Here is a 22,915-nt window from a genome sequence, read left to right as displayed (position 1 = left end):
TCCTGTATGTTTTTTAATATAATCAAGTTTTTACGAGGAGAGTAAAGTATGAAAAAGATTATCTTTTTTTTGTGTTATTTGTTGTTAATAACAAGTTTGGTTTTTGCTCAGGATATTAATCATGATATGATTAATCCTACCAGAAATAAAAATGCTGAGGCGGCTTATAAGGAAGGAACGAATTATTATGAAGCACAAAATTTTGAAAAAGCTGAGGAGTTTTTCAAAAAAGCCCTTAAATTCGACCCCGATTTTATTGATGCCTCTAATTTTCTGGGACTTATATATTACAGGCAAAGCAAAAATGTTGAGGCGATAAAGACCTTTGAAAAAGCCATAAAAGATGCACAAAGATTAAAGGTATCGGATATTATGCTGCATCTTAACCTTGCTCTTGCTTATGAAGAAAATGGAATGATTGATAAAGCAATCAGTGCATATCTTCATGTTGTGGCTAATGATGAAAACAACCCTGAGGGAAATTACGGATTGGCCTTATTATTATACAATAACGGTAAAGAAGTTCGAGCTTTAGAGTTTTTTAAATATGCGTTCAATCTATATATGAAAAATGAATCTCATTATGCATTTCAGGCTTTATATTTTATTGCAGCATGTTATTATAAGCTCGGAGATTATAACTTAGCAAGGATGAGTTATTCAAAAATCAAGGATGACCTAATCTTAAAAGAATATGGAATTTCCAATAAAGATATTGATATGCTTAGAACTGCAGAAAAAAAAGAAAAAGAGGCCTTAAAAAAAGCAAATTTTAAATTTCAAAAATATGGATTAAATGTTAAGTCTGTTCCATATCTTAAAGAGATCCAGCCGCCAAAAAAATTTGGAATATCGGTCGAAAAAGCCTTTGAATTTACTGACGGTTCAGGCCTTGTTTATTATGCTTATGCAAAAGAAAATAAGCCAACAGAAATGGACTCAGTCTACGCCTTTATTCATCAAACTTCTCAAAAGCTTGCAGGCAAAGAACCGTCTTTGCGTGAAATATATGCTTCAAAAATCGATCAGAGTTATACCCTTAAGGAGGAATTAGGTGCTGATTTTCAGATTGTAGATGCTCTGGTTTTCCCTCAAGCTACGGATTTAAATCAGTATAATTATGTTTGGGTAAATGCAATATATCAAAAAGGTAATGGAATAATATTCCAAATTGCTTTGATTAAAGATGTAGATTTTGATATGGATCAATTATTCGATTCTTATTTTAATTGCAGCTTTTAATTTTTTATAATAGACAAATATTCATATTTCTGATAAAATGCGCCGGATAAAATTATAGGTGATGAGCCGTAATTTTTGTAAACCAATAAAAGGAGTGTCTTATGAACTATTTGGTTTTAATCGGCGTTGTTATTATCATCGTCGGCTTTATTTTAAAGCTCGATGTAGTTGCAGTAGTCTTGATTTCGGGACTTGTAACAGGCTTGATTGCAAAGATGGGTTTTGTTGAAGTTCTCAATGCTATCGGAACAGGTTTTGTAAACAACCGCTACATGAGTTTGTTCTTTGTTTCTTTCCCTGTAATTGCAATTATGGAGCGGTATGGGTTAAAAGAGCGTGCTGCAGACTTTATTAAAAAAATTAAGGGTGCAAGTGCGGGTATGGTTATTTGGCTTTACATTCTTATAAGGACAATTGCTTCGGCTTTTTCGATCAGGTTGGGCGGTCATGTTCAGTTTATCAGACCCTTAATCCTCCCGATGGCTGAAGGTGCGGCTCAAAAACATATAAAGCTTACCGAGGACGACATCGAAAAAATTAAAGGCCTTGCAGGTGCTTCCGAAAACTACGGAAACTTTTTCGGTCAAAATATCTTCCCTGTTGCATCAGGTGTTCTTTTAATTACAGGAACACTAAAGGAGCAGGGTTTTGATATTACAAATACGGATGTAGCTAAGTACTCAATTTTTGCAGGTGTTGCAATGGTTCTTATAGCCTTGATACAGTGCTGGCTTTTTGAAAAATCACTTAGAAAGGGGGAGTAGGCTGATGTTTAGTTTTATTAATAATAACAGCATGATCATCGATGAAATTATATATGGTCTTTGCGGTCTTGTTTCAATTATTACAGCCGTAATCTCCTTAAAAGATAAAAAGAATCCTATCGGAACATTCTTGTTTTGGGGAATTTTGGGTCTCTTGTTTATGTTCGGAAAGGTTCTTGTACTCAATGTGCCCTACGGCGGAGCCATCATCGGCGCTTTATTGGTAGGTCTTGGTGTTCTTACTCTTACAAAGCAGGTAAAGGTTGCAGATATTCCTTCTGCTACAAAAGAAGAAATTGTAGAAAATTCTAAAAAGGTCGGAAATAAGATTTTTATACCTGCCGTTTTGATTGGTGTTGTCGCCATGTTCTTGGCACAGATGAAGAGCTTTAAAATTTCTCTCGGAACAAATGCTGCCGGAAAAGAAATTATCTTCGGATTTACTACAGCTCAGGTTGTCGGTATAGCTTCTATCGTTGCCCTCATCTTTGCGGTTCTTTTGACCAAACCTAAGATGAAGGAATCTATTAACGATACATCAAAGATGCTTATGCAGGTAGGTTCTTCCAGCTTACTTCCCCAGCTTCTCGGTGTTTTGGGTGCAATTTTTGCAACAGCCGGCATCGGCAAAATCATAGGCCATTTTGCAAGCGGTATTGTTCCTCAGGGTGTTCCGGTCCTTGGTGTTATTGCATACTGCTTAGGTATGGTAATCTTTACAATGATTATGGGTAATGCTTTCGCTGCCTTTACCGTTATCACAATCGGTGTAGGTGCTCCATTTGTAATTGCACAGGGCGGCAACCCTGCAATTGTAGGAGCCCTCGGTATGACCTGCGGATATTGCGGTACTCTTTTAACACCCATGGCTGCAAACTTTAACATTGTTCCTGCAGCAATTTTGGAAACCGAAAACAAATATACCCTGATAAAAGCACAAGCCTTTATGTCCTTTGCTTTGATTATTGTTCACATTATTTTGATGCTGACTCTTGCCTTTTAATTAGGAGCGATATAATGAAGATTTTAGTTACAGGTTTTGATCCTTTCGGAGGGGAAAAGGTAAATCCCGCCCTCGAAACGATTAAGCTCCTTCCCAATCAAATCTTGGGAGCACAAATTATCAAGCTGGAAATTCCGACCGTTATCGGAAAATCCGTAGCAAAGATAAAAGAAATGATTGAAAAAGAAAATCCCGATGTTGTTTTAAGTATCGGTCAAGCCGGAAACCGTGCCGATATTTCGGTAGAAAGAATCGGTATAAATATTGACGACTGCCGAATTCCCGACAATGAAGGCAATCAGCCGATTGATGAGCCTGTTGTAAAAGACGGCCCTGCTGCCTACTTTGTTACTTTACCGATTAAGGCCATTGTCGAGAAGGTAAAGGCAGGCAAAATACCTGCTTCAATATCGAATACGGCAGGGACATTTATCTGCAACCATGTTTGCTACGGTGTTGCTCATATTGCAGCCGCAAGAACAGCCCAAGGCAAGCCGATGAAAAGCGGCTTTATTCATATTCCGTTTTTGCCCGAACAGGCTGTCGGAAAGCCTGCAACAACTCCCTCGATGAGCCTTGAGATGATTGTAAGGGGAATCGAACTTGCAATAGAAGCCATTGTCGAAAACGATGCCGATATAAAGGTTTCGGGCGGCAAAATTTGCTAAAGTTAAAAGCTTTAAAAGCGTTGTTCTAACTTATAATAAAGCCGCCGATTAGGGTTAAATACCTTAATCGGCGGTTTTGTATTGATTTTTATATTTCTTCGTCCGTATCCGTGCCGGTTTTTTTGTACAATTTCCAGTTTTTATTTTTAGCAGCGGTAACTGCATTCGCCAAAGCTTCCGGTGTTGTAAAATCGGTTACATTACCCGTTTCGCCTTCTTTGTACAATACGGCCTTCCCCTCCGTCTCGGCGGAAGTTCTATCCGGCAGGGTATTTAAAAGCGTTGTAAAGGCGTCTTTATTCAAGTCATTGTTATAACACTCTATTTGTTTTAAAGCGGTACAGTCTGTAATATTTATCTCGTTCAGTTTGTTCCCATGGCATAATACGGTTTGCAGCTGATTAAGACCGCTTATATCCAGTTTTGCTAATTGGGTACAGCCGGTTACGGTAAGCTCTGTAAGCTTATTTGACTTACAGTTTACTTCTGTCAAAGCCGTTAAATTACTGAGATTAAGTGCCGACAAATTGTTGGTTTCGCAGTCAAGCTTTGTTAAAGCGGTACAGCCGGTCAGCTTAAGTTCGGTAAGATTATTTTGCCAACACTCCGCTTTAGTCAAGTTGTTTAACCCGCTGAGGTCGAGCGATGTCAGCTTATTTTTTCCGCATTCAAGGCTTTCAAGGTTTTTACATGCTTGTATATTAAGAGCAGTAAGTTTATTCTCCGCACATGCTAAATGGGTTAACTGCGAATCGGCAGGAAGAATAAGGCTGTCCAGCAGATTTTTATTGCAGGTTAAGCTTGTAAGCGTTTTACATCCTGAGGCATTTATTTTCAGCACGGCTTGGTTAGGACAGTTTAATCCTATAATATCGGCACCGGTTTGAGGCTTTAAGATGATGATTCTGTTTTTTGCCGTTACATTTTCGTATGTATCATGCGGAACGGAAGATGCGGTACATTCTTCGAGTTCAATCGGTGTGCCGTTACTGCTTTTTACGTTAATATTTATCGTCTTTTTATCCCGACTTACTACCAGCGAAATACCGCCTTCGACATAGGGTGCGGAAGGAACGGAATCCTGTGAGTCGGGGTTGTTTCTCTTATGGGGACAGGCGGTGTACAGCATAAGAATAAATATGCTTATAACTGTATATTTTGCAATATTTTTCATAATTTAATCTCCTATAAATATCAAAGGTTTTGGTTAGAATAAATTTTTTAGCTTAATTTACAACAATTGTAATTATCTATAATAACATTATATATCTAAATCTAAAAAATAATAAAATCAAGAGAAAATTATTAATATTCTTGTAACTAAATTCGCTCTCTGTTTGTTAATGTCTGGTTAAAATGATATATTTATGTTAGGAGTTTTATGAAAACAATATTAAACAATATAATGGCAGCTGCTATAATATGTTGCATTTTTTTATTTGCGGGATGCCCTAATTCGGTAATACCGAAAACTGATATAAACTCAAATGCACCGCTTAATCCGCAGATACAGCCGGGCGATTTGTTAAAAGAGGATATTATGAGCGCCTTTGCTTTAACAAAGGGACATATAACCGCCTCCGATGCGGCAAAAAAAATCCGTGATATGTCTCCTTTTGCGGGTTCGGGGCTGACCTTTTCAGGAAACACGGTTACCGCCTACGATGATAAAGCCGGAACATTTACCGTAAAGGTAAAGGGCACAAAAGACGGAAAGCCCTTTGAAAAAGAACTAACCTTTACAGGTTTTGAAAATCCCTATGCAAAGATTTTTCCTTCGCTCAGTGAAGCGGAATTGGATTTTTCGGACGCTATAGAGCACAATAAAACATTTGATACCTTTATTTCGGAGGCGGCTCATAACTCCGCTCTTTTAAAAAAGCTGTCTTTCAGTGATGATAATATCGGCTCTCTCAGTTTGGGAGTTCATGACCGTTACAGCTTAGCCGCGGCATTGGAAAAAAACGGCGATAAAATAAAAATAAAACCAGAGTATAAGGTTAAATACTTAAAAAAAGAGGCTGGCGGCATTGAAACTTCAACAGAAACGGATAGAAGTGCTTTATTTGCACGCTTGGGAGCCGACCTTACAAAGCCCTATTTTTCGAAAGAAGATGTGTTTAGGTATCTTATAAACAAAACCGATGACGGCATTATCAATGTATCTGCCGATGTGTTCGGTTCGGAATATTATGCTTTTGCAAAGCACCTTAGGGTAACACCTGCGCGTCTTATAAATGATGCCCATATACAAACAATTATGACCCGTTATAATCGGGAGGGCGGACAATTCAATATGGAGATGGACACGGCTTTATTTCATCCGGAAAATGAAGGTATAAAGGCGGATGATATTGAAGGAACTCTGGAAATAACTTATTGTATTGCCGAAAAGGAACAAATCGCAGAAATGCTTTCTTCCAAACCCGACCCTTCCGTACGGCGCATAACCGTAACAAAAACGGCAAAGGCGGCAGGGTTTAAAAAGATTCCTAAAGACAATATAGCGTCTTTATTTAATTTTTCCGTAAAGGTAAAAGATGACCCAAATTCGCGTCAAAAATGGCAACATAAAGTTTTTGAAAACTACCGCTTTTTATCGGAACAATACGATACCGAAAGAGAGATGACGATGTTTGCGCTGGAAAATCCCTTACAAAAGACAGCGGTTTCCGCATTTTATTTGGAAGTAAACGGCAGGGAACCTGAAGACGTTTTAGCCTTTAACGAGCCTATATCCTATTCAAAAACGGCGGACGGTAAACATATTTTTATAAAATATGTTTATTTGAATAAAGAAAGCGGAAGCGATAAACTCAAAGTACATATAAACTTTACCGGTGAAGGCGAAGAAATCGCTTTGGAAGTAAGTCCGGAATATGTCATCGGGAATTAAAGGTGAGTATGCAGTTGTGCGGCGGCAAGATTGTCGAAATTACAACACGGCCTTTTTTAGGATATAATCCGTAATTGCGAAGGAGTTTTTATTTGAAATACGGAGACAAAAAATACGGTAACATAAAAGCATATAAGCAGCTTATCTTGTGCTCTGTATTCATTGAAAAACAAGATACGCCATTATGCATACAAACGGCTGGAAGGCGGAAAACTTGTATAATATATTACGCGTTATGCGCAAAAATTATAGTTATAAATAATATTTTTAAGGAGATTTTAATATGAAAAAAATTAAAACACAGTTAATAGGCGCGGGAGTTTTAGTTTCAGTTTTATTTTTTTTAATAGGCTGCCCTAATACATCAACGCTCAAGCAATACATGGTTACTTATAGTGCCGAACCTTCGGCGGGAGGTACCATTACCGCAAAGAGAAAGGACAACGGTGCCCCCATTCACAGCGGAAGCCAAGTATATGAAGGAACGAAAATTATCTTTACCGCAACACCGTCAAAAGCCGGTAAGGGGTATTATATATTGGGGTGGAGCGGCGAAGGTTTAAAGGTATCGTCCGATAAAAAAACCGCCGAGCTGACCGTAAAAAAAGACACGGAAGTGAAGGTAATGTTTCAGGAATATCTTGTTCAAAATCTTAACTGGGAGGCTGCGGGTATACTGAAAAAAACTAAAGGCGGGAAATCCGAAAAGCTCTATCTGGTAATAAGTGACGGTAATACTCTTACTGTTTTTGATAGCTCATTGGGACTAGGAAACTCTAAGTTTGGACGGATGAGCTATGATCCTAACACCAAAACCCTGTCTTTTTTACCGAATCAAGGCGGCAGCGGGTTAATCAAATTTACATCGATATCGCCGTTACCGCTTCCTGCCGACTGGACGATAGAGTTAGAAAATGTAAAAGTACAGAATTTAGAGCTGGAAAATCAAACGGCAACAATAAACGTTACCTTTAATAAGGATAATTTTATACATTAAACGGATTATACTATGAAACAATATACAAAAAAACATAGACCAAGGGGCCGGCTTTTTTTAAACCTTTTCGGGGTGGCTGCCCTTATTTCGGTTTTGGCACTCGGATGCTCGGCCCCTATAAAGCCGGAGACGTTAAAATATGAGGTACAGTTTGAAGTCGAAGGCGGAGGCGGCCGGCTTAAGGCGGCGGTTGACGGAAAAAGCATTGCATCCGGTGCAAAAGCCGTAAGCGGCAAAACCGTAGTTTTTACCGCTGAACCGGGCGAGGGTTATGTAGTAGCAGGCTGGAATGTTAAAGGCGGTGAGATAGTATCGGGAAGAAACGAGGGTGATTTAACTGCGGCGGTAAAACTTACTTCCGATGCATCGGTAAAGGTATTGTTTAAGCAAAATCCTGCTTCGGGACAAGTGCCGGCATCTTCCGATCAAGGTACGGTTCCCGTCAAAAATATAACTTTTAAGGGAAAAGATACACAAGATGGTACGGAATTTGCGATAACGTATTCTATGAATCTTGAACTGAATAAACCGTATCGGCTTATCCCCGTTTTCGACCCGCCCGATGCTTCGGACAAAAACCTGCAATACGAGGTAAAAAAAGGCGATATTTCCGTTAGCCCCGAAGGAATTATTACGGTAAACGGCATCGGAAATGCCGAAATCACGGCGAGAGCGTCAAACGGACGCGAGTACACTATGTACTTTAACATTAAAGACGATTATACTTTTAAGGTTGAAGGTAAAAAGGAAATAAAACACAGCCGCGATGCTTTTACCGAAACGCTTGTTATTGAAAAAAAATATAACAGTACCAAGTATGTGCTGACGGTTAATCCTGTAGTACCTTGGCTGACTGTGGAAAAATCAGGCGAAAACACAAAAAAAGAAACGCTTACGCTCCGTATCTCAGAAAATAAAGCACCCGTGCCCAGAATGGTTTCGCTGACTGTTTCAAAAATAGAACCGGCTAGGCGAGGAAAGCAACAACAAAAAACAGTACACAAGCTGACCATTACCCAAACTCCAAACCTCGTTGACCCCAAGCTTATTACAAAGTGGGTGCACGGCATTACACCTCCGGCGGAAGGCGAAATTAAAACCGAAACGGGAACTGATGTGCGTTACCGCAAATGGGAAGAAACCGCACATACTACATGGTTTAATGCCCGCAAGCTCCGCTACACGCAAAACTATCGTTCGGTTACGGATGCCAATATGTGCTGGGCAATGTCTACCTCCGACCTTTTACATTGGTGGATGCGGGAAAACAAAGACAACCTTGAACGCTATATGCGAAAAAAAGGAATTACATCCGGTAAAGCCGAATATTTATATTACACGGGCGAATACAAGGGCGGTTTAGGCGATATAGGCGAAAAAGATAAAAGCAGCATTGCAAATGTATTCCGCAAGGGGTACGGCGATGTCGGGTTACAGTTACACACCGCCGTTAATTGGTATTTACGCGGCGTTTCCAACGGTTCACAAAAGATTGCTCCGCCCGGTATTGTGCAAGACGTATTTACGGGACAGGAAGATTTAAACAAGCTGATAGAAGTCCGTTACGCGCATAACAAAAAAGAGTTTGAAGATATGATAAATGGTGCTTTAAATGATGGACATGCTATTGCCGTTGTTATAAAACCGAAAACCAATATTATCGATCCGCTGCATGTCGTTACCGTTTGGGGCGTTGTTTTTGACGAAGACGATAACATCGTTGAACTGTGGACTTCCGATTCCAATGACAGAAACTCGCATATTGTAAAATTCGGCGTATATTATCCTGATGGAATACCGCATAAAATAAACTATGCTGCTCCGAACGATAAGGGAGACACCCGCATTGAAGAAGTAGCTGTTATGAAATCGGCAAAAAAAGAATTTAAAGCATGGCTGGATGCCGCGAACTGAAAATTGTGAGTTTTTAGAAACACAATGTCCGCACGCTGATAATGCGCTGCGGATATATTTTAAGGAGATTTAAATGAATAAAAAACGGATATTATATGCAGGTTTATTCGGTGCTCTTACGGCGCTCATTGTACTTCTTGCCGGCTGTCCAAATAGTCTCGCAAAAACAAACCCTTCCGGCGGCGGTACTGTCAAACCGCACTCGGGACAGGGACAAAACCCGGACAATTCTGGGCAGCCCGCTCCGTTTATACCGAAGTATGTTCCGGTAACGGACGTTGTTCTTAACGATGTAAATGATGAACTTATCGAAGAAGATACTACTTTACCGGTTAAGTTGGGGGAACAGTTTCAGCTGAAACCCGTTATTAAACCGGAAAATGCGACAAACAAAGAAGTAAAATATACGTATGAGAAGAATCTGGTTTCAGTTACGGAAACCGGGCTGGTTACGGCAATTGGAAAAGGAACTGCAACCGTTAATATTTGGGTCGACGGTAAGAAACGTACTTCTATCCGTTTCCAGATAAAGGACGATTCTACGTTTGTGTTCAGCCAGCCGAAAATAGAATCCGATCATCAGGCTTCCTCTACGGTGTTGTCTGTTGCAAAAAAAACACAATATTCAACATATAATTGTACCGTCAGATATGCTTACGGGAACGGCAATTGGGTGGAAACGACATCTGTTTCGGCAGAGAATATTGATACAATTACCGTAAAGCTTAAAGAAAATAAATCGGCATTTGAACGAAGGGCTTATCTTGTATTTAAAACCAATACTGCCAAACCAACCCTTATTCGTGAAATACCGATTATTCAAAAAGTTTGTCCCGCTCCCGTGCTTAAAACAAAGTGGGTGCACGGTATAACACCGCCTTCCGACAGTGAATTGGAGCACGGCGGGCATAGTGTAAATCCCAAATATGGTGTCTGGAAAGAAACTCAAACGACTACGTGGTTTAATGCAAAAAAATCACAAGATAATACAGATGATCAGATGTGTTGGGCAATGTCAACCGCCGATCTTTTACATTGGTGGATGAAGCAAAATGAAGAGAACCTGAAGCGTGTTATTCAACAAAAAGGCATATCTCCCGATACTGATGAATATAAATTATATCTGGGTGAATATAATAGAAATTTATCGGAGCGAAAAAGCGGTGTTGCCAATGTGTTCCGAAAGCGTTTTAAAAATAGTGTGCACGGTACTGCATTAAATAGTGCTGTCGGCTGGTATTTATTGGGTATGACTGCCGGAGGAGAGCTAACCCCTCAGTATAGTGCCGAACCGGCTCCCGGTATTGTACAAGGTATATTTTCCGATTTAAATGATTTGATAGTACCACGCTATGTGCACAACAAAGAAGAATTTGAAAACACAATAAAGGATGCATTTGATAAACACAACGCTCTTGCAGTGCAGTTTATATTGGGGAACAACGCCGGTCTTCATGTTGTTACCGTCTGGGGTGTTGAATTTGATGCCGATGACAATATAACTGCATTATGGGTTTCCGATTCCAATGATGCAAACTCCCATCTTACCAAATTCGGGGTGCATTATCCCGATGGAAGGCCGCACAAAATAAATTACGCTGTAGCTAATGATAGCGGGAAAACGCTTATCACCGATGTAATTACCATGAAAAACGCAAAAGAGCAATTTAAAACATGGCTGGATGCTCATCCGTAAGATGAGTTTTTAGCGTAGAAAAAAAGGCTCCTCCGATTTGAGGAGCCTTTTTTTATTAAACGCTTAGTTCAAACCTGTTTCATTTTTTAGGGCATTTACGGCAGCGGTAATTTCATTTGAAGCGGTGCTGAATGAACTTCCCGTATTGAGCATAGCTTCCGCTTCGGTAAATTTTCCGTCATTAATTGCAAAGGCTACCTTGCCCGCTTCAACATGAAAAGCGGCATGTTTAGCTACACAGTTTTTGTATGAGGCCAAGTTACCGTATTTTGTTTTTGCTTCTCCGTGCAGCCATTTTCCGAATTCGCATTCCGAATCCTTAGAAATGATTCCTGCATCAAGTTTTTCCTTTGTTGATATTGCTGCCCTAAGTTTAACCTTCCAATCTACATGAACTTTGACTGCATTAGTAAGATTAATGCCGGAAGTTTCCTTTTTTGTTTTTACGAGGCTTATTTCGCCGCTTACTTTGAATTTTCCTACTTCCTTAACAAGATTATCAATGCTTTGTTTATTTTTTTCAGTTATTACAGCAACATCTTCCATTGCATTACCAATATGGGCAGCTCCTTTAGCAATCTCATTCATACTGCCGGTTATAACATGGGTTAGGCCGTCCAGTTTATTCATTTCCTCTGCGACCCCTTCTCCGCCTTTGAGCATTTCTTCCGAACCTGCTTGAACTTCGGCGGTAATTCTGTTTATGTCTTTGATGGCCATCAACACTTCTTGACTCCCATGCTGCTGCTCCGCCATGGCATTCATCAAAGTTGTGCTCATTTGTTTTACTTGCTCAGATAGGTTGAAGATAGCATTAAACTTTGATTCAGCCGTCTTTGCAGAATCAGACAATATTTCGATTTCTCCGGATAGGTTTTTTAATGTTGAGGTAATTGTTTTTCCCTGAGTACTTGATTCTTCTGCAAGTTTTCTGATTTCATCGGCAACAACGGCAAAACCTTTTCCTGCTTCTCCTGCATGGGCCGCTTCGATGGCTGCATTCATAGCCAAAAGATTTGTCTGACTTGCAATGTGTTGAATAACCGTCGAAGCTTCCAATAAGCCGCCTGACTCTTCGGATATTTTTTGTGTTACTGTATTTGCGTTTGTAACGGTATCTTTACCGTCTGCAGTGGCTTCTGCAAGAGTTTTAATAACATTATCGGTTTTTCCCAGAGTGTTTGTTATGGAGCTTATGTTTGCGACCATTTCTTCAATAGCCGAAGATGATTCGGCAACACTCGCTGCTTGACTTTCAATACTGCCGTTAAGCTGTTTTATGGTACGGATTATTTCTTCTACTGTGGCGGCTGTCTCGGTAACACTTGCCGCCTGTGTCATTGCTTGCTGTTTTACATCTTCAATGTTTGCAGTGATTTGTTGAACCGATCCGGCTGTTTCATTCATATTGCCGGCAAGTTCGGTTGCTATGTTTTCCATTGTTACGGTATTCACTCCTACAGCCTGAATGGAATCTTCTATTTTTTTGATTGTTTGGTTAAAGTAATTCGATAGATCGGTGATTTCGTCATTTCCTTTAAGCGGAAGTCTTACCGTTAAATCGCCTCCCCCTTGTGAAATATTTTTTAAGGCTGTAACGACTCCGTTAATAGGTTTTACAATGCGTAATGCTACAAGGAAAATTACGATAAGGGAGCTTATTAAAATAATTATACCCACGATATAAAGGGATTTTTTTAAGATAGCGATTGTTCCCATAAATTCGTCTATTGGTGCGGAAATGATAACCGTCCAATCCGTTACTTTAATATGAGCGAAAGAAGCTATTTCAAGCTCATCTTCCCAATAAAAAGAACCTACTGCCGGCTCTTTTTCGGCTAGGGCTTTTTTTTCGAACGCCGCTATGCTTGCAAAAGCCGGATCATTTTTTGCTTTGTTCTCGCTTGATTCAAGTTTTGAAACAAGACTTAAATCTTTATCGGCAATTGTTATTCCGCTTAGGCCTATGATATAACAGCCGCCTGTTTCTCCTACGGTTATATCTTTTATTTCGTTTGATAAATGAAGCCCGTTAATGGCTGCTGCCAGCACACCTATTATTTTGCTGTCGCTATTATAAATGGGAACAGCATATACGCTGATTAAAGAACCGTCAGAGCGGGATGTTATCGGTTCTGAAGCAAATCGTTTACCTGATGCGGCGGTCTTATACCATGCAAGGTCTCCTACAAATATAGTGCCTCCGGTATTTGCATAACGGTTACCTTTCATGTCTGTTATATTCAGTTCTAATATAGTTTTATCCAAGGCACTTTGTTTTTGTAAATATCGTGATTTTTCAAGATAGCTTGTTTCTGTATCGCTCAGTACAGGAGATCTTGCAATGCCTTCCAAAAGTTGAAAGAAGGCATTTATCCTGCCGTCTATAATTTCGGATGTATCCTTTGCCTTATCTATTAAGTGAGTTTCCGCTTTTTCTTTTACAGCTGTTTCGGCAATGTTTACGGCTAAGATACCGAAGATAAAAAGAGCAAGACTTACCAATAATCCGAAAATAACAATTAATTTATTACGGATAGAAAATCTCTTTTTCATAATATTCTCCTCCAAAATTGAATACTTTAATTTACTTATAAATAACCGGCTTTTTCTGCCTTAGCTTTTAAAAACCGGTTTTGCTTTTATCAGCTGCTGTTTTAAATCTCTCATCTTTTCGCTTAAAGAAACCTTGTATATATGGGGATTTAAAAGACGTTTTGAGGTATAGTCTAAACTATCAAGCTGCTTTTCGGCATAGGTTTTGATTTCTTTTAGAGACGGTACTTTACCGACAGCCTTACCGTTTTCAATTCGTTTTTCTAAAAGAGCCTCGGCCTTTGCTGGCGTAAAGGTAAAATTCTGGTAGTCATTTGCTGGATGATAAAAGGTCTGTTCTACACCCTCTTCAATTTTTTCGTTTTCAAGACTTAGAACATCGGCCTTAAAAGTACCGTCAGAATTGTAAAGCCGCCAAACCTGTTTGCTTGCAGGATTAGTCATCTTTGCAGGATTATCCGAAAATTTCATAACCGGAGTCCATTCCGTTTCTTCTAAACTCTTACGAGCAGCCATTTTATATACTCCTGTAAGGGAGGCTTCATTTCCGCCTGTAACCATGTGGGTTCCGACTCCCCAAGAATCTATGGGAGCATTGTTTTGGACAAGGGATTCTACAATTTCCTCCGTAAGTTCATTTGAAACGGAAATCTTTGCATTGGGGCAGCCCGCTTCATCTAGGCGTTTTCTTACATCTTTGCTCAAATAATAAATATCGCCTGAATCAAGGCGTACACCGAAGTTTTTTTCCTTTTTTTGCAGACGCTTTCCAACCTTGATAGCGTTTACGATTCCTGAACGGAGGGTATCATAGGTATCTATTAAAAATATCGAATTATCCGGATAAATGTCGGCATAGGTTTGAAAGGCCTCCTCCTCGCTTTTAAATGACATTATCCATGAGTGGGCCATTGTTCCGAGGGCCGGTATGCCGAGTTCTTTGGCAGCAAGGGAGTTGCTTGTGCCGAAGGCTCCTCCTATGTAGGCAGCTCTTGTTGCACTCATAGCCCCGTTGTTGCCCTGTGCTCGGCGAAGACCGAATTCCATTATAGAGCCTTTTTTTGAAGCCAGCCAAATTCTGGCGGTTTTTGTTGCTATGAGGGTTTGAAAATTTATCATGTTTAAAATTAGACCTTCTAAAAGCAGGGCTTCAACCGTATCAGCCTCAACTCGGATTAAGGGTTCATTCGGAAAAACGACGCTTCCTTCTTTCATTGCCCAAATATTGCCTGAAAATTTAAAGCCGGCAATATAGTCTAAAAATTCTTTTTCGAATATTCCGAGGGATTTTAGCCACTCGATATCGCTTTTTTCAAAGTGAAAATTTTGAATAGTTTCTAAGAGGGGTTCAAGGCCTGCAAAGACGGCATAACCGCCCTTAAAAGGGTTCGATCTAAAAAACATTTCAAATACGGTTTTTGTGTTATTTCCTTTTTTCCAAAAACCTTGAGCCATTGTCAATTCATAAAAGTCTGAAAATAAAGCGTTATCAATCATAAATTTTACCTCGTATAATTATTTTTTAAGAATGTGTAATTACTTCCCTCGGCTTTGAACCGTTTGCAGGGCCGACCACTCCGCGTTCTTCCATTTCTTCTACTATCCGCGCAGCTCGGTTATAGCCTATTTTAAGCCGCCTTTGGATATAAGAAGCGGAAGCCTTTCCTTCGGCCAGTACAATCTGCAAGGCCTCATCGTATAGGGGATCACTTTCATCCCCGAAGAGGGTGCCTTGGGAATACTCTTCGTCATCTACAAATATTTCGTCATCTATGTAGTCTGGTTCTCCGAATGTCTTTACACATTCAACAACCTGCTCTACCTCATCATCGGAAACAAAGGTGCCTTGGATTCGGGCCGGGAAGGGCTTGGTGGTGCTTACATAGAGCATGTCGCCCTTGCCTAAAAGCTTTTCTGCCCCGATATTATCGAGAATAATTTGGCTGTCTACACGGGAGGCAACCATAAAGGCAATCCTACTCGGAATGTTTGCCTTGATTAAACCTGTAATTACATTGGTAGAAGGGCGCTGGGTTGCAAGTACCAAGTGAATACCTACGGCACGGCTCATAGCACAAAGTCTTGAAACGGTTGCTTCAAGTTCTTTTCCTGTGGTAGACATAAGGTCTGCGAATTCGTCAATTATTATTACTATGTAGGGCAGGGGCTCGGCTGCAATTTTTTCCCGTTTTATTTTTTTATTGTAGCTTTTGATATCTCTGACACTCATGGAATCAAGCATCGCATAACGCCTTTCCATTTCGCAGATACAGTATTGCAAGCCTTGAAGTGCTCTTTTAGGTTCCGTAATTACCGGGGTCAATAAGTGCCCGATGCCGTTGTAAAGTTTAAGTTCCACTATCTTTGGATCAACCAAGAGGAGTTTTACCTCTTCGGGACTTCTGTTATAGAGAATTGAAAGAATAATAGAGTTTACACAGACCGATTTACCTGAACCTGTAGCACCGGCTATCAAAAGATGGGGTGTTTGACAAAGATCCAGAGTTTGAGGTTCTCCTGTTACGTCTTTTCCTAAAACGATAGGAATACCCATTTTTTCGGTACCGGGAATTTGAGTTTCGATTAGTTCTCTAAAGCCGACTATTGCGCGTGATTCATTAGGAACTTCAATACCGACAGCTTGTTTTCCCGGAATGGGAGCAACAATTCGGACACTTTGAGCAGCAAGCCTAAGGGCTATATTATCTTGAAGGGCGGTGATTTTACCCAATTTTATTCCGGGAGGAGGAAGAACTTCAAACATGGTAACAACCGGCCCCTTTCTGATACCTGTAATTTCAATGCTTATATTGAATTCTTCAAAGGTGTTTTTTAAGGCTATGGCTGCTTTTCGGGTTGAGTCATCAACTATCCAGTATTCGTTTCCCGGATATTTTGTTAATAGATCATAAGGAATGTGGTAGCCATTTTTTTTATCTTTGGAGTCTTTTTTAGGCTTTAAAGGCTGGGCTGCACTTATTTCTATATCTTCGCTTAATTCTTCTGAAGGAAGAATATCATCGTCATCTTCTTCTTTATCGTCATCATCAGTATCGGTATTTTCAGAATCATCAGTTTCAAGGTCATCGTATTCGGCAATTTCGTTTTGTTTAAGACTGCCGTATTCAGCAATTTCATCCTGTGAGGGTTCTCTGTCTTCGGTAATCTCATCTTCCTCTATGGAGCTAAGTTCTTCTAAGTCCTGTTCGATGCTGATATCTTCTATTACGACAAGAGAGTCTATAATGCCTTTTTTTGAGTCTTCAGGAGGAGCACTGCCTATGTCGACCTCTATATCTGCATCTATTTTTTTAAAAGGAGCAGGTTCTTCCTTGGGACCCTCTGTTTCGCTGTTTAGTTGAGATTTTATAAACTGGTTTCGTGTAAGGATTGCCTCCGACAAGGTTTGTCCGGCTGTATCGGGACCGGTTTTATTTGTGTTTGACTTTAGCCAAAATCCTGTTTGGACCGTTTCATTTCCTTCACCGAACACCATAGATGTTTCTGAAGGATAATAGCTGTCACCTATGATATCTTCTATTTCGTCTTTTTCTTCAGGCTGAACAGAAGCTCTTTGATGGATTTTTTCACTTAATATAAGGGTAAGAAATACCTCCATCAAGAGTAAAAGGCCTGTTGCCAGAGTTACGGCAATTTTTGTAAATTCTTGCACTGTTTCATTTTCAATTTGCGGAAGTAAAAAATAGATTAAGTGTTCTCCAAGCACACAGGTTAAAAAATAAACCGGCATAAATGATAATAAAAATTTTGAATGAAGGGTCCAGCCGGGAATCATCAATAAAATTGAAGAATAAAGAAGAATGATAGGTATCAGCAAAGAAGAAAATTTATACGTAGAAAAAAGAATTGTACCTATTGTTTCAAAGGGGAATATGTAGCCTTTAAAACCGAAAATAGGTAAGAGAACCGCCAAGGCTATGTATATTGAGATCAAAAAAATAAAAATGCCCAATGTAATTGATATGATCCTAAATTTTGATTCTTCTATCAAATTTCAACTCCGAAAGCGTAAAAATTATCCGGCAAAACCCCAAAAATAAATACTAAGACCGATTCCCAGAGGAATCAAATAGAAAGCGAAGTACATAAGCTTTCCGTTTTTTATAAGTTTGAGTAAAAACCGTAGCGAAAAATAACCTACAACAAAGGCACTCAACATTCCGGCTATTAGGCTTATAGGGCTTACACCTGCAAGAAGATTATCGGCAGATTTAAGTTCAAGTATAAATGCCGCAAGGATTGCCGGTATCGATAGTAAAAAGGAAAATTCTCCGGCCTTTTCCCGGTCAAGACCTGCAAAAAGAGAGGCAGAAATAGTACTGCCAGAACGCGAGATTCCGGGGATAACCCCTATGCCTTGAGCAAGGCCTGTAATAGCTGCCGTAAGGAGAGTTACGTTTTTTGCCGGTTTATTGTGTTTTATCTTAGAAGATACGATTAAAAGAAGTCCTGTTACGATAAAGAAGATGGGTATAAAACGAATGTCGATGGTTTTTACCCAATCTTTTAGTAAAAGTCCTATGACACCTGTTGCTGCGGTTGCGGTTATAATGGCTGCAATCATTATAAGATCGTCTTTATCTTCCGGTCTAGACTTTCTTATGATAAATCTGCCTAAAACACAAAAAAGACCGGCAATTTTTTTTGCAAAAACGGTGCAGACGGCAGCAAGAGTAGCTACATGTAAGAGTATATCAAAAAGGATGGGAAGGTCTTCTTGTTTAAAAAAGTATTCTACAACCGCTAAATGCCCCGAGCTTGAAACAGGTAAAAACTCGGCTAAGCCTTGAACGGCGCCCAAAATAATAGCTTGAAAAATCGACATAAAAATTCTCCCGAAAAAGCTTTTACAAACGATAAGGTTACTGTATCATAAAAAAGAGAAAATTTCCAGCCGGAAATGCTTAACCTCTTATCTTTATTGCAGAGCCGTTGGCGGTTTTTTCTATTTCGATTTTTTGGGGGATGCGGGTTTTTAGTTCGCTGACGTGGGAAATTATTCCGACCATTCGGTTGCCCCTTACTTCGTCGAGGATACTGATGGCGTTTTCAAGGCTGGTTTCATCGAGGCTGCCGAAGCCCTCATCTATAAACATTGAATCCAGCCTTATGCCTCCGCTTCTTGTTTGAATGGAATCGGCAAGACCGAGGGCAAGGCTGATTGAAACCATAAAGGTTTCTCCTCCCGAAAGGCTTGCTGTGGGACGGATGCCGCCTGTGTAGGCATCATAAATTTCCATGTCCAATCCTGAAAGGTTGTTGCCCGAAAGCTCCTTACTCAGTTTTAAGACATAGCGGCCGCCGCTCATGCGTTCAAGGCGGGTGTTGGCATAGACGATTATTTCGCGTAAAAAGGCCGAGAGCATCCAAATATCGAATTTCAGTTTATACTTATTGCTGCCGTTTAAACTTAAAGAAAGCTCGGTTATAAGCCGGGCTTCTTCGGCTCTTTGTTTTAACTCGGTCAAAAGATTTTGCCGTCTTTCAAAAAGGTCTTTGAGTTTGTCTAGAGAGCTTTTTACTTCCGTAAGGCGGTCTTGTTCTTCGTCAAGATTTTTTTGCAAGATTATAATTTCGTCTTCAATTTTTTCGGGCGGAACAAAGGTTTTGCCTTCAAGATCTTTTTCGAGGCCGGAAGCGGAGTGCTCCAAGGTTATCTTTTCTTCTTTGAATTTCGTTACCGTTTCTTCAAAGCCGCCGATTTTTTCTTCAGGTAAAATAGAATCTAAAAGCTCATTTATTGAAGAAAACCCCTTTTGCTCAAGAGAGGTTTTTAAATTTTCTTCTTCTTCCAATAAGGTTTTTTCCCATTTGGCCAACTGCTCCTGCCTTTGGATGAGCCCGGCCTTTATGCTTGTATGGCGGTCATTGCTTTCTTTGAGTCTTTCCTCATAGCCGCTTATTTTGCGGTCTGAGGCAAAAATCATTTCATTGCAGCCTTCGATTGTGTCTTCTATATTTTCTTTTTGGATATCTGAGGGGATGGACTTAAAGGCGTCATCGTATTGTTTTTTCTTTTCGTGGAGGATTGTGTTTAACTCGCTTTCTTTTATCTTGATATTTGTAAGGGCCTCGCTTAAGGCTTCCTTTTCATTTTGGATAGAAGAAAGTTTTTGCTCTAAATTTATTTTTGCGGTGTTTGCGGTTTGGGCTTCTTTTAAAAGGAGGTTATCTTTTTCGGCTTCCTTTGAGGCTTGCGGAAGGAGTTCTCCTATTGTTTTTTCTAAAGGCAGTTCTTTAAAAATAAAAGCACCGGTTTTAAATTCTTCATTTAGGTTAAGAAAAGAACGGTCAAGCTCGTCCATTTGCTCTTTTTGCCAATCTGCATCTGTATTGCGGGCCGTGAGGCTGTTGTTGAGGTTTTCCCTGTCGTGATTAAACTTTTCGATGCTGCGTTCGCATTTTTGTATTTTTTCGTCGAGGGAAAAAATACGTTCCGTATTTTCAACGGCCGGGGAAGGGTGATGGATTGAGCCGCAGACAGGGCAGGGTTCCCCGTCTTTTAAGTGAACGGCAAGGGCGGATGCCTCTTGGTTTATTTCAAAATCTTTTTTTTCTTTTTTAAGTTTTTCAAAAAGCTCTTTTTCGATTTCGATGTCTTTTAACATTAACTGTAAATCGTTGTAGTTTTTTTCGGCTGCGGCCTTATGAGTTGTGTAGAGCTTTGCCGCCTTTTCTTTTTTTGAAGCAATCTCAAAAAGCCTTTTTAGGTAAGAAAGTTTTTGGGACGAAGTTTCTGCCCTTTCTTTTCTGTTATCGAGCTCGCTGATTATTTCAAGATAGCCGGAAACTTTGTCCTTGATCTCCTGAATATTCTTTTCGGTTTGAGCCAACTTTTCGGTCTTTTCTTTTTTTTGCAGAGAAAGTCCTTTTTTTTCGTATGATTTTTCTTCTATTTCTTTGTAAACCTCGGCGGCCCTTTTGAGACGGTCAAGATTTTGTTTTAGGGCGGCATTGTTTTCTTTTTCGGATTCGATGTCTTTTTCTTGTGCTTTGAGAGCTTCCAAAATTTCGGTTACGGAATTTAAGTCTTTTATCTTTTTTTCGATGTCGGTTTTATATTCGGCTATGTTAGAGTTAAGTTTTTTTACGGAATCGGCAAGGCCTGTAAGCGAGGAGGCTCTGCGAGCTTTTTCGACAGCCTCTTCCATCATTTTTATATCGTTTTGATGGGCTTTAAGATTTTCGAGCCTTGTTTTTATCGTTGTAAGTTCTTCTTTTTTTTCTTTGAGAACCTTTGCCTGCTCTTTTTCGGATATTTTTACCTCAATTTTTTTGGAAATTTGGTTGTAATTTTTTTTGATAAGTTTAATCTCTTTTTCAAATTCGCCCTTTTTTGAAGGATAGGAATCGGCATCGAATTCTTTGCCGAGGGATTCAAGGGCATCTTCAATATTTTTTATCTTATAGGACTCTGCCTTTTCCCTCTCCTTCAGGTTTTCCATTATTTGGGTATAGCGCGAAATAGGAAAAAGCTCTTCAAGGGTTTCTTTTTTTTGGCTTGAATTTTCGCGCAAAAAGGCGGCAAATTCGCCCTGAGGAAGAAGTACAATGCGGGCAAATTCTTTTTCGTTTAAGTTTATGATGTTCAATATTTTTTTGTCCGTGTCCCGCTTATTTGTTGTGCTTAAGTTTTTCCAAGTTTGACCGTCCCATTCGGCCAGGGCCGATTCTTCGGGGCTTTCGCTTTTTTTTCCGGGGCGTAAGAATGGAAGCCGTCTGAAAATTTTGTATTTGGAGGGACCCATGGTAAAGATAAGTTCAACCTCTGCTGTTTCCTCCTCGGGGGCAAATTGGCTTCGGAGGCTGCGGGCAATTTGAGAGCGGCTTCCAAGAGGCTTTGAGTAGAAGGCATACGAGATTGCATCAAAGATTGTTGTTTTTCCGGCACCGGTTTTTCCGCATACCAAAAAGATAGAATCCATGAGGCTGAAGTCTATTGTGTGAGTTCCTCTAAAGGGGCCTATATTGGTTAGTTTTAAAAGTTCGGGTTTCAAATTTACTCCTCCTTAAACCGTTCCCTGCAAAGGTTTTTGAAAAGTTCCTGTTTTTTTGCAGAGGGCTCTTCGTCTATTGCCTTTTCAAAAAGCATAAAGTTTTCAAAAATTACATCCTCGTCTTCAATGTTCTTTTTTAAGATATGAATTTGCTCCTCTTCTTTTAATTCGGCTGCGACCGCCTCTTGGTGCAGGTTTAAAAGATAGGGAAATTTTTGCTGCAAGAGACTCATCGGGCTTTGAATGACTTCGGAACCTGTCAGGTTTATTTCTAAAAAGTCGTCCTTGTAGGCATCGAATTTATCGGTATTGAAAAAATCGAAAAAACTGCCCTCTAAACGGGTCATTTTGCGTAAGGGAGTAATCGGAATTTTTTCTACCCTGACAGGGAAGTCTTGAGTTTTACAGTCTATGTCTACGGAAAGGACAACTTTTTCGGCGGAACATTCATCAAAAGCATAGCTTAAGGGCGCTCCGGAATAGTACATTCTGTCGGTTACCTTTTGCATTTTGTGTAAGTGTCCCAAGGCTGTGTAGGTAAAAAAATCGAAGAGGGCCGGCGAAACATATTCTGCAGTGCCTAAAAAAGCTCTTTCGGAGGAGGAGCTTTCTCCGTTTAAGGTAAAAAGATGGGCAATCAAAACCGAAGGAATTTCCGGATCTACAGCCCCTTTTAACCGTCGGGAGGCTTCTTGTGCCATCTCGGATTGAGAGTTTAATTTTAACTCCTCATTTTGTTCGGAAAATGAGCCTAAATGTAAAAAAGGCATTAAAAAAAATTGAACTTTTTCTCCATTTTGTGCTATAATAACAGGTGAGCATAGTTTGCCGGTTCCCGCAGCAATGTGAATATTACTCGAACTTAAAATTTTAGAACCGAAGGCGAGTCTTTCGGCGGAGTCATGGTTTCCGGGTATTATAAACATGGCTGTATCGGGGCAATCCCGATGGACGGCAGATAAAAATGAATCGAAGAGGGCTACGTATTCTGCAGGAGGAATTGAACGGTCGTATACATCGCCTGCAATAATAAGGGCTGCATAATCGTCTTTTAAAAGAATTTTATGAATGTCATCGAGCATTTTTTTCTGTCTTTCAGTTTGGGGCGCCTCGTATAGGCTTTTCCCTAAATGCAGATCGGCGGTATGCAAAATTTTCATA

The 22,915-nt window shown here is 39.9% G+C and carries 14 protein-coding genes and 2 pseudogenes; 8 read left to right on the top strand and 8 right to left on the bottom strand.

The window, feature by feature from the left end; translation table 11 throughout:
• The first annotated feature begins 48 nt into the window (after nt 1–48).
• The 4 genes from E4O04_RS01050 (at nt 49) to pcp (ending at nt 3,677) form a co-directional block, all read left to right on the top strand.
• On the top strand, nt 49–1,242 hold the full coding sequence (locus tag E4O04_RS01050) for a tetratricopeptide repeat protein (protein ID WP_253709145.1): 1,194 nt from the start codon (nt 49–51) through the stop codon (nt 1,240–1,242).
• A 101-nt stretch (nt 1,243–1,343) separates the two neighbouring features.
• The gene (locus tag E4O04_RS01045; RefSeq protein WP_253686263.1) at nt 1,344–2,006 is read left to right on the top strand and encodes a DUF969 domain-containing protein; all 663 of its coding nucleotides are present in this window, start codon (nt 1,344–1,346) and stop codon (nt 2,004–2,006) included.
• A 4-nt stretch (nt 2,007–2,010) separates the two neighbouring features.
• On the top strand, nt 2,011–3,009 hold the full coding sequence (locus E4O04_RS01040; protein WP_253677663.1) for a DUF979 domain-containing protein: 999 nt from the start codon (nt 2,011–2,013) through the stop codon (nt 3,007–3,009).
• Nucleotides 3,010–3,023: 14 nt separating this feature from the next.
• Complete coding sequence (pcp, locus tag E4O04_RS01035; RefSeq protein ID WP_253677662.1) at nt 3,024–3,677, top strand: pyroglutamyl-peptidase I; 654 nt, start codon at nt 3,024–3,026, stop codon at nt 3,675–3,677.
• Between the two features lie 88 nt (nt 3,678–3,765).
• Here the strand turns inward: pcp and E4O04_RS01030 are convergent, their stop codons facing one another.
• Nucleotides 3,766–4,851: a leucine-rich repeat domain-containing protein gene (locus E4O04_RS01030; protein WP_253709142.1), complete on the bottom strand. Its 1,086-nt coding sequence runs from the start codon at nt 4,849–4,851 to the stop codon at nt 3,766–3,768.
• 207 nt (nt 4,852–5,058) lie between these two features.
• Here E4O04_RS01030 and E4O04_RS01025 point away from each other — a divergent pair, with 207 nt between their 5' ends.
• The 4 genes from E4O04_RS01025 to E4O04_RS01010 all read left to right on the top strand — a co-directional run bounded on the left by E4O04_RS01025 (nt 5,059) and on the right by E4O04_RS01010 (nt 11,180).
• The gene (locus E4O04_RS01025; protein ID WP_253709139.1) at nt 5,059–6,573 is read left to right on the top strand and encodes a lipoprotein 17-related variable surface protein; all 1,515 of its coding nucleotides are present in this window, start codon (nt 5,059–5,061) and stop codon (nt 6,571–6,573) included.
• Nucleotides 6,574–6,856: 283 nt separating this feature from the next.
• On the top strand, nt 6,857–7,570 hold the full coding sequence (locus E4O04_RS01020; protein WP_253709123.1) for an InlB B-repeat-containing protein: 714 nt from the start codon (nt 6,857–6,859) through the stop codon (nt 7,568–7,570).
• 12 nt (nt 7,571–7,582) lie between these two features.
• Nucleotides 7,583–9,484, top strand: a complete 1,902-nt coding sequence (locus E4O04_RS01015; RefSeq protein ID WP_253709121.1) for an IdeS/Mac family cysteine endopeptidase — start codon at nt 7,583–7,585, stop codon at nt 9,482–9,484.
• A 73-nt stretch (nt 9,485–9,557) separates the two neighbouring features.
• The gene (locus E4O04_RS01010; RefSeq protein WP_253709119.1) at nt 9,558–11,180 is read left to right on the top strand and encodes an IdeS/Mac family cysteine endopeptidase; all 1,623 of its coding nucleotides are present in this window, start codon (nt 9,558–9,560) and stop codon (nt 11,178–11,180) included.
• Between the two features lie 63 nt (nt 11,181–11,243).
• On the opposite strand, the pseudogene E4O04_RS01005 reads toward E4O04_RS01010, so the two are convergent.
• The 7 genes and pseudogenes from E4O04_RS01005 to E4O04_RS00975 all read right to left on the bottom strand — a co-directional run.
• A pseudogene (locus tag E4O04_RS01005) lies at nt 11,244–11,561 on the bottom strand (CZB domain-containing protein); the annotation flags it as partial.
• Nucleotides 11,562–11,645: 84 nt separating this feature from the next.
• Nucleotides 11,646–13,736, bottom strand: a pseudogene (locus tag E4O04_RS01000) (methyl-accepting chemotaxis protein); the annotation flags it as partial.
• Nucleotides 13,737–13,796: 60 nt separating this feature from the next.
• Nucleotides 13,797–15,233 (bottom strand): nicotinate phosphoribosyltransferase, encoded by a 1,437-nt coding sequence (locus E4O04_RS00995; RefSeq protein ID WP_253686273.1) that lies wholly within the window; start codon nt 15,231–15,233, stop codon nt 13,797–13,799.
• A gap of 25 nt (nt 15,234–15,258) precedes the next feature.
• Complete coding sequence (locus E4O04_RS00990) at nt 15,259–17,748, bottom strand: DNA translocase FtsK (protein ID WP_253709117.1); 2,490 nt, start codon at nt 17,746–17,748, stop codon at nt 15,259–15,261.
• A 24-nt stretch (nt 17,749–17,772) separates the two neighbouring features.
• Nucleotides 17,773–18,582, bottom strand: coding sequence for an undecaprenyl-diphosphatase UppP (uppP, locus tag E4O04_RS00985; RefSeq protein WP_253709116.1), 810 nt, complete (start codon nt 18,580–18,582; stop codon nt 17,773–17,775).
• Between the two features lie 79 nt (nt 18,583–18,661).
• On the bottom strand, nt 18,662–21,754 hold the full coding sequence (locus E4O04_RS00980; protein ID WP_253709114.1) for an AAA family ATPase: 3,093 nt from the start codon (nt 21,752–21,754) through the stop codon (nt 18,662–18,664).
• A gap of 2 nt (nt 21,755–21,756) precedes the next feature.
• Nucleotides 21,757–22,914, bottom strand: a complete 1,158-nt coding sequence (locus tag E4O04_RS00975; protein WP_253709112.1) for an exonuclease SbcCD subunit D — start codon at nt 22,912–22,914, stop codon at nt 21,757–21,759.
• Nucleotide 22,915 lies beyond the last annotated feature (1 nt).

This window comes from Treponema sp. OMZ 799 (genome assembly GCF_024181365.1).
Taxonomy (GTDB): domain Bacteria; phylum Spirochaetota; class Spirochaetia; order Treponematales; family Treponemataceae; genus Treponema_B.
The sequence above is the reverse complement of the archived record's forward strand: the minus strand, read 5'-3'. Positions and strand labels throughout refer to the sequence as shown.

Bases quoted from the DNA above. Each gene is read 5' to 3' on its own strand.
- E4O04_RS01050 (WP_253709145.1), top strand. From the start codon at position 49: ATGAAAAAGATTATCTTTTTTTTGTGTTATTTGTTGTTAATAACAAGT.
- E4O04_RS01045 (WP_253686263.1), top strand. From the start codon at position 1,344: ATGAACTATTTGGTTTTAATCGGCGTTGTTATTATCATCGTCGGCTTT.
- E4O04_RS01040 (WP_253677663.1), top strand. From the start codon at position 2,011: ATGTTTAGTTTTATTAATAATAACAGCATGATCATCGATGAAATTATA.
- pcp (WP_253677662.1), top strand. From the start codon at position 3,024: ATGAAGATTTTAGTTACAGGTTTTGATCCTTTCGGAGGGGAAAAGGTA.
- E4O04_RS01030 (WP_253709142.1), bottom strand. From the start codon at position 4,851: ATGAAAAATATTGCAAAATATACAGTTATAAGCATATTTATTCTTATG.
- E4O04_RS01025 (WP_253709139.1), top strand. From the start codon at position 5,059: ATGAAAACAATATTAAACAATATAATGGCAGCTGCTATAATATGTTGC.
- E4O04_RS01020 (WP_253709123.1), top strand. From the start codon at position 6,857: ATGAAAAAAATTAAAACACAGTTAATAGGCGCGGGAGTTTTAGTTTCA.
- E4O04_RS01015 (WP_253709121.1), top strand. From the start codon at position 7,583: ATGAAACAATATACAAAAAAACATAGACCAAGGGGCCGGCTTTTTTTA.
- E4O04_RS01010 (WP_253709119.1), top strand. From the start codon at position 9,558: ATGAATAAAAAACGGATATTATATGCAGGTTTATTCGGTGCTCTTACG.
- E4O04_RS00995 (WP_253686273.1), bottom strand. From the start codon at position 15,233: ATGATTGATAACGCTTTATTTTCAGACTTTTATGAATTGACAATGGCT.
- uppP (WP_253709116.1), bottom strand. From the start codon at position 18,582: ATGTCGATTTTTCAAGCTATTATTTTGGGCGCCGTTCAAGGCTTAGCC.
- E4O04_RS00975 (WP_253709112.1), bottom strand. From the start codon at position 22,914: ATGAAAATTTTGCATACCGCCGATCTGCATTTAGGGAAAAGCCTATAC.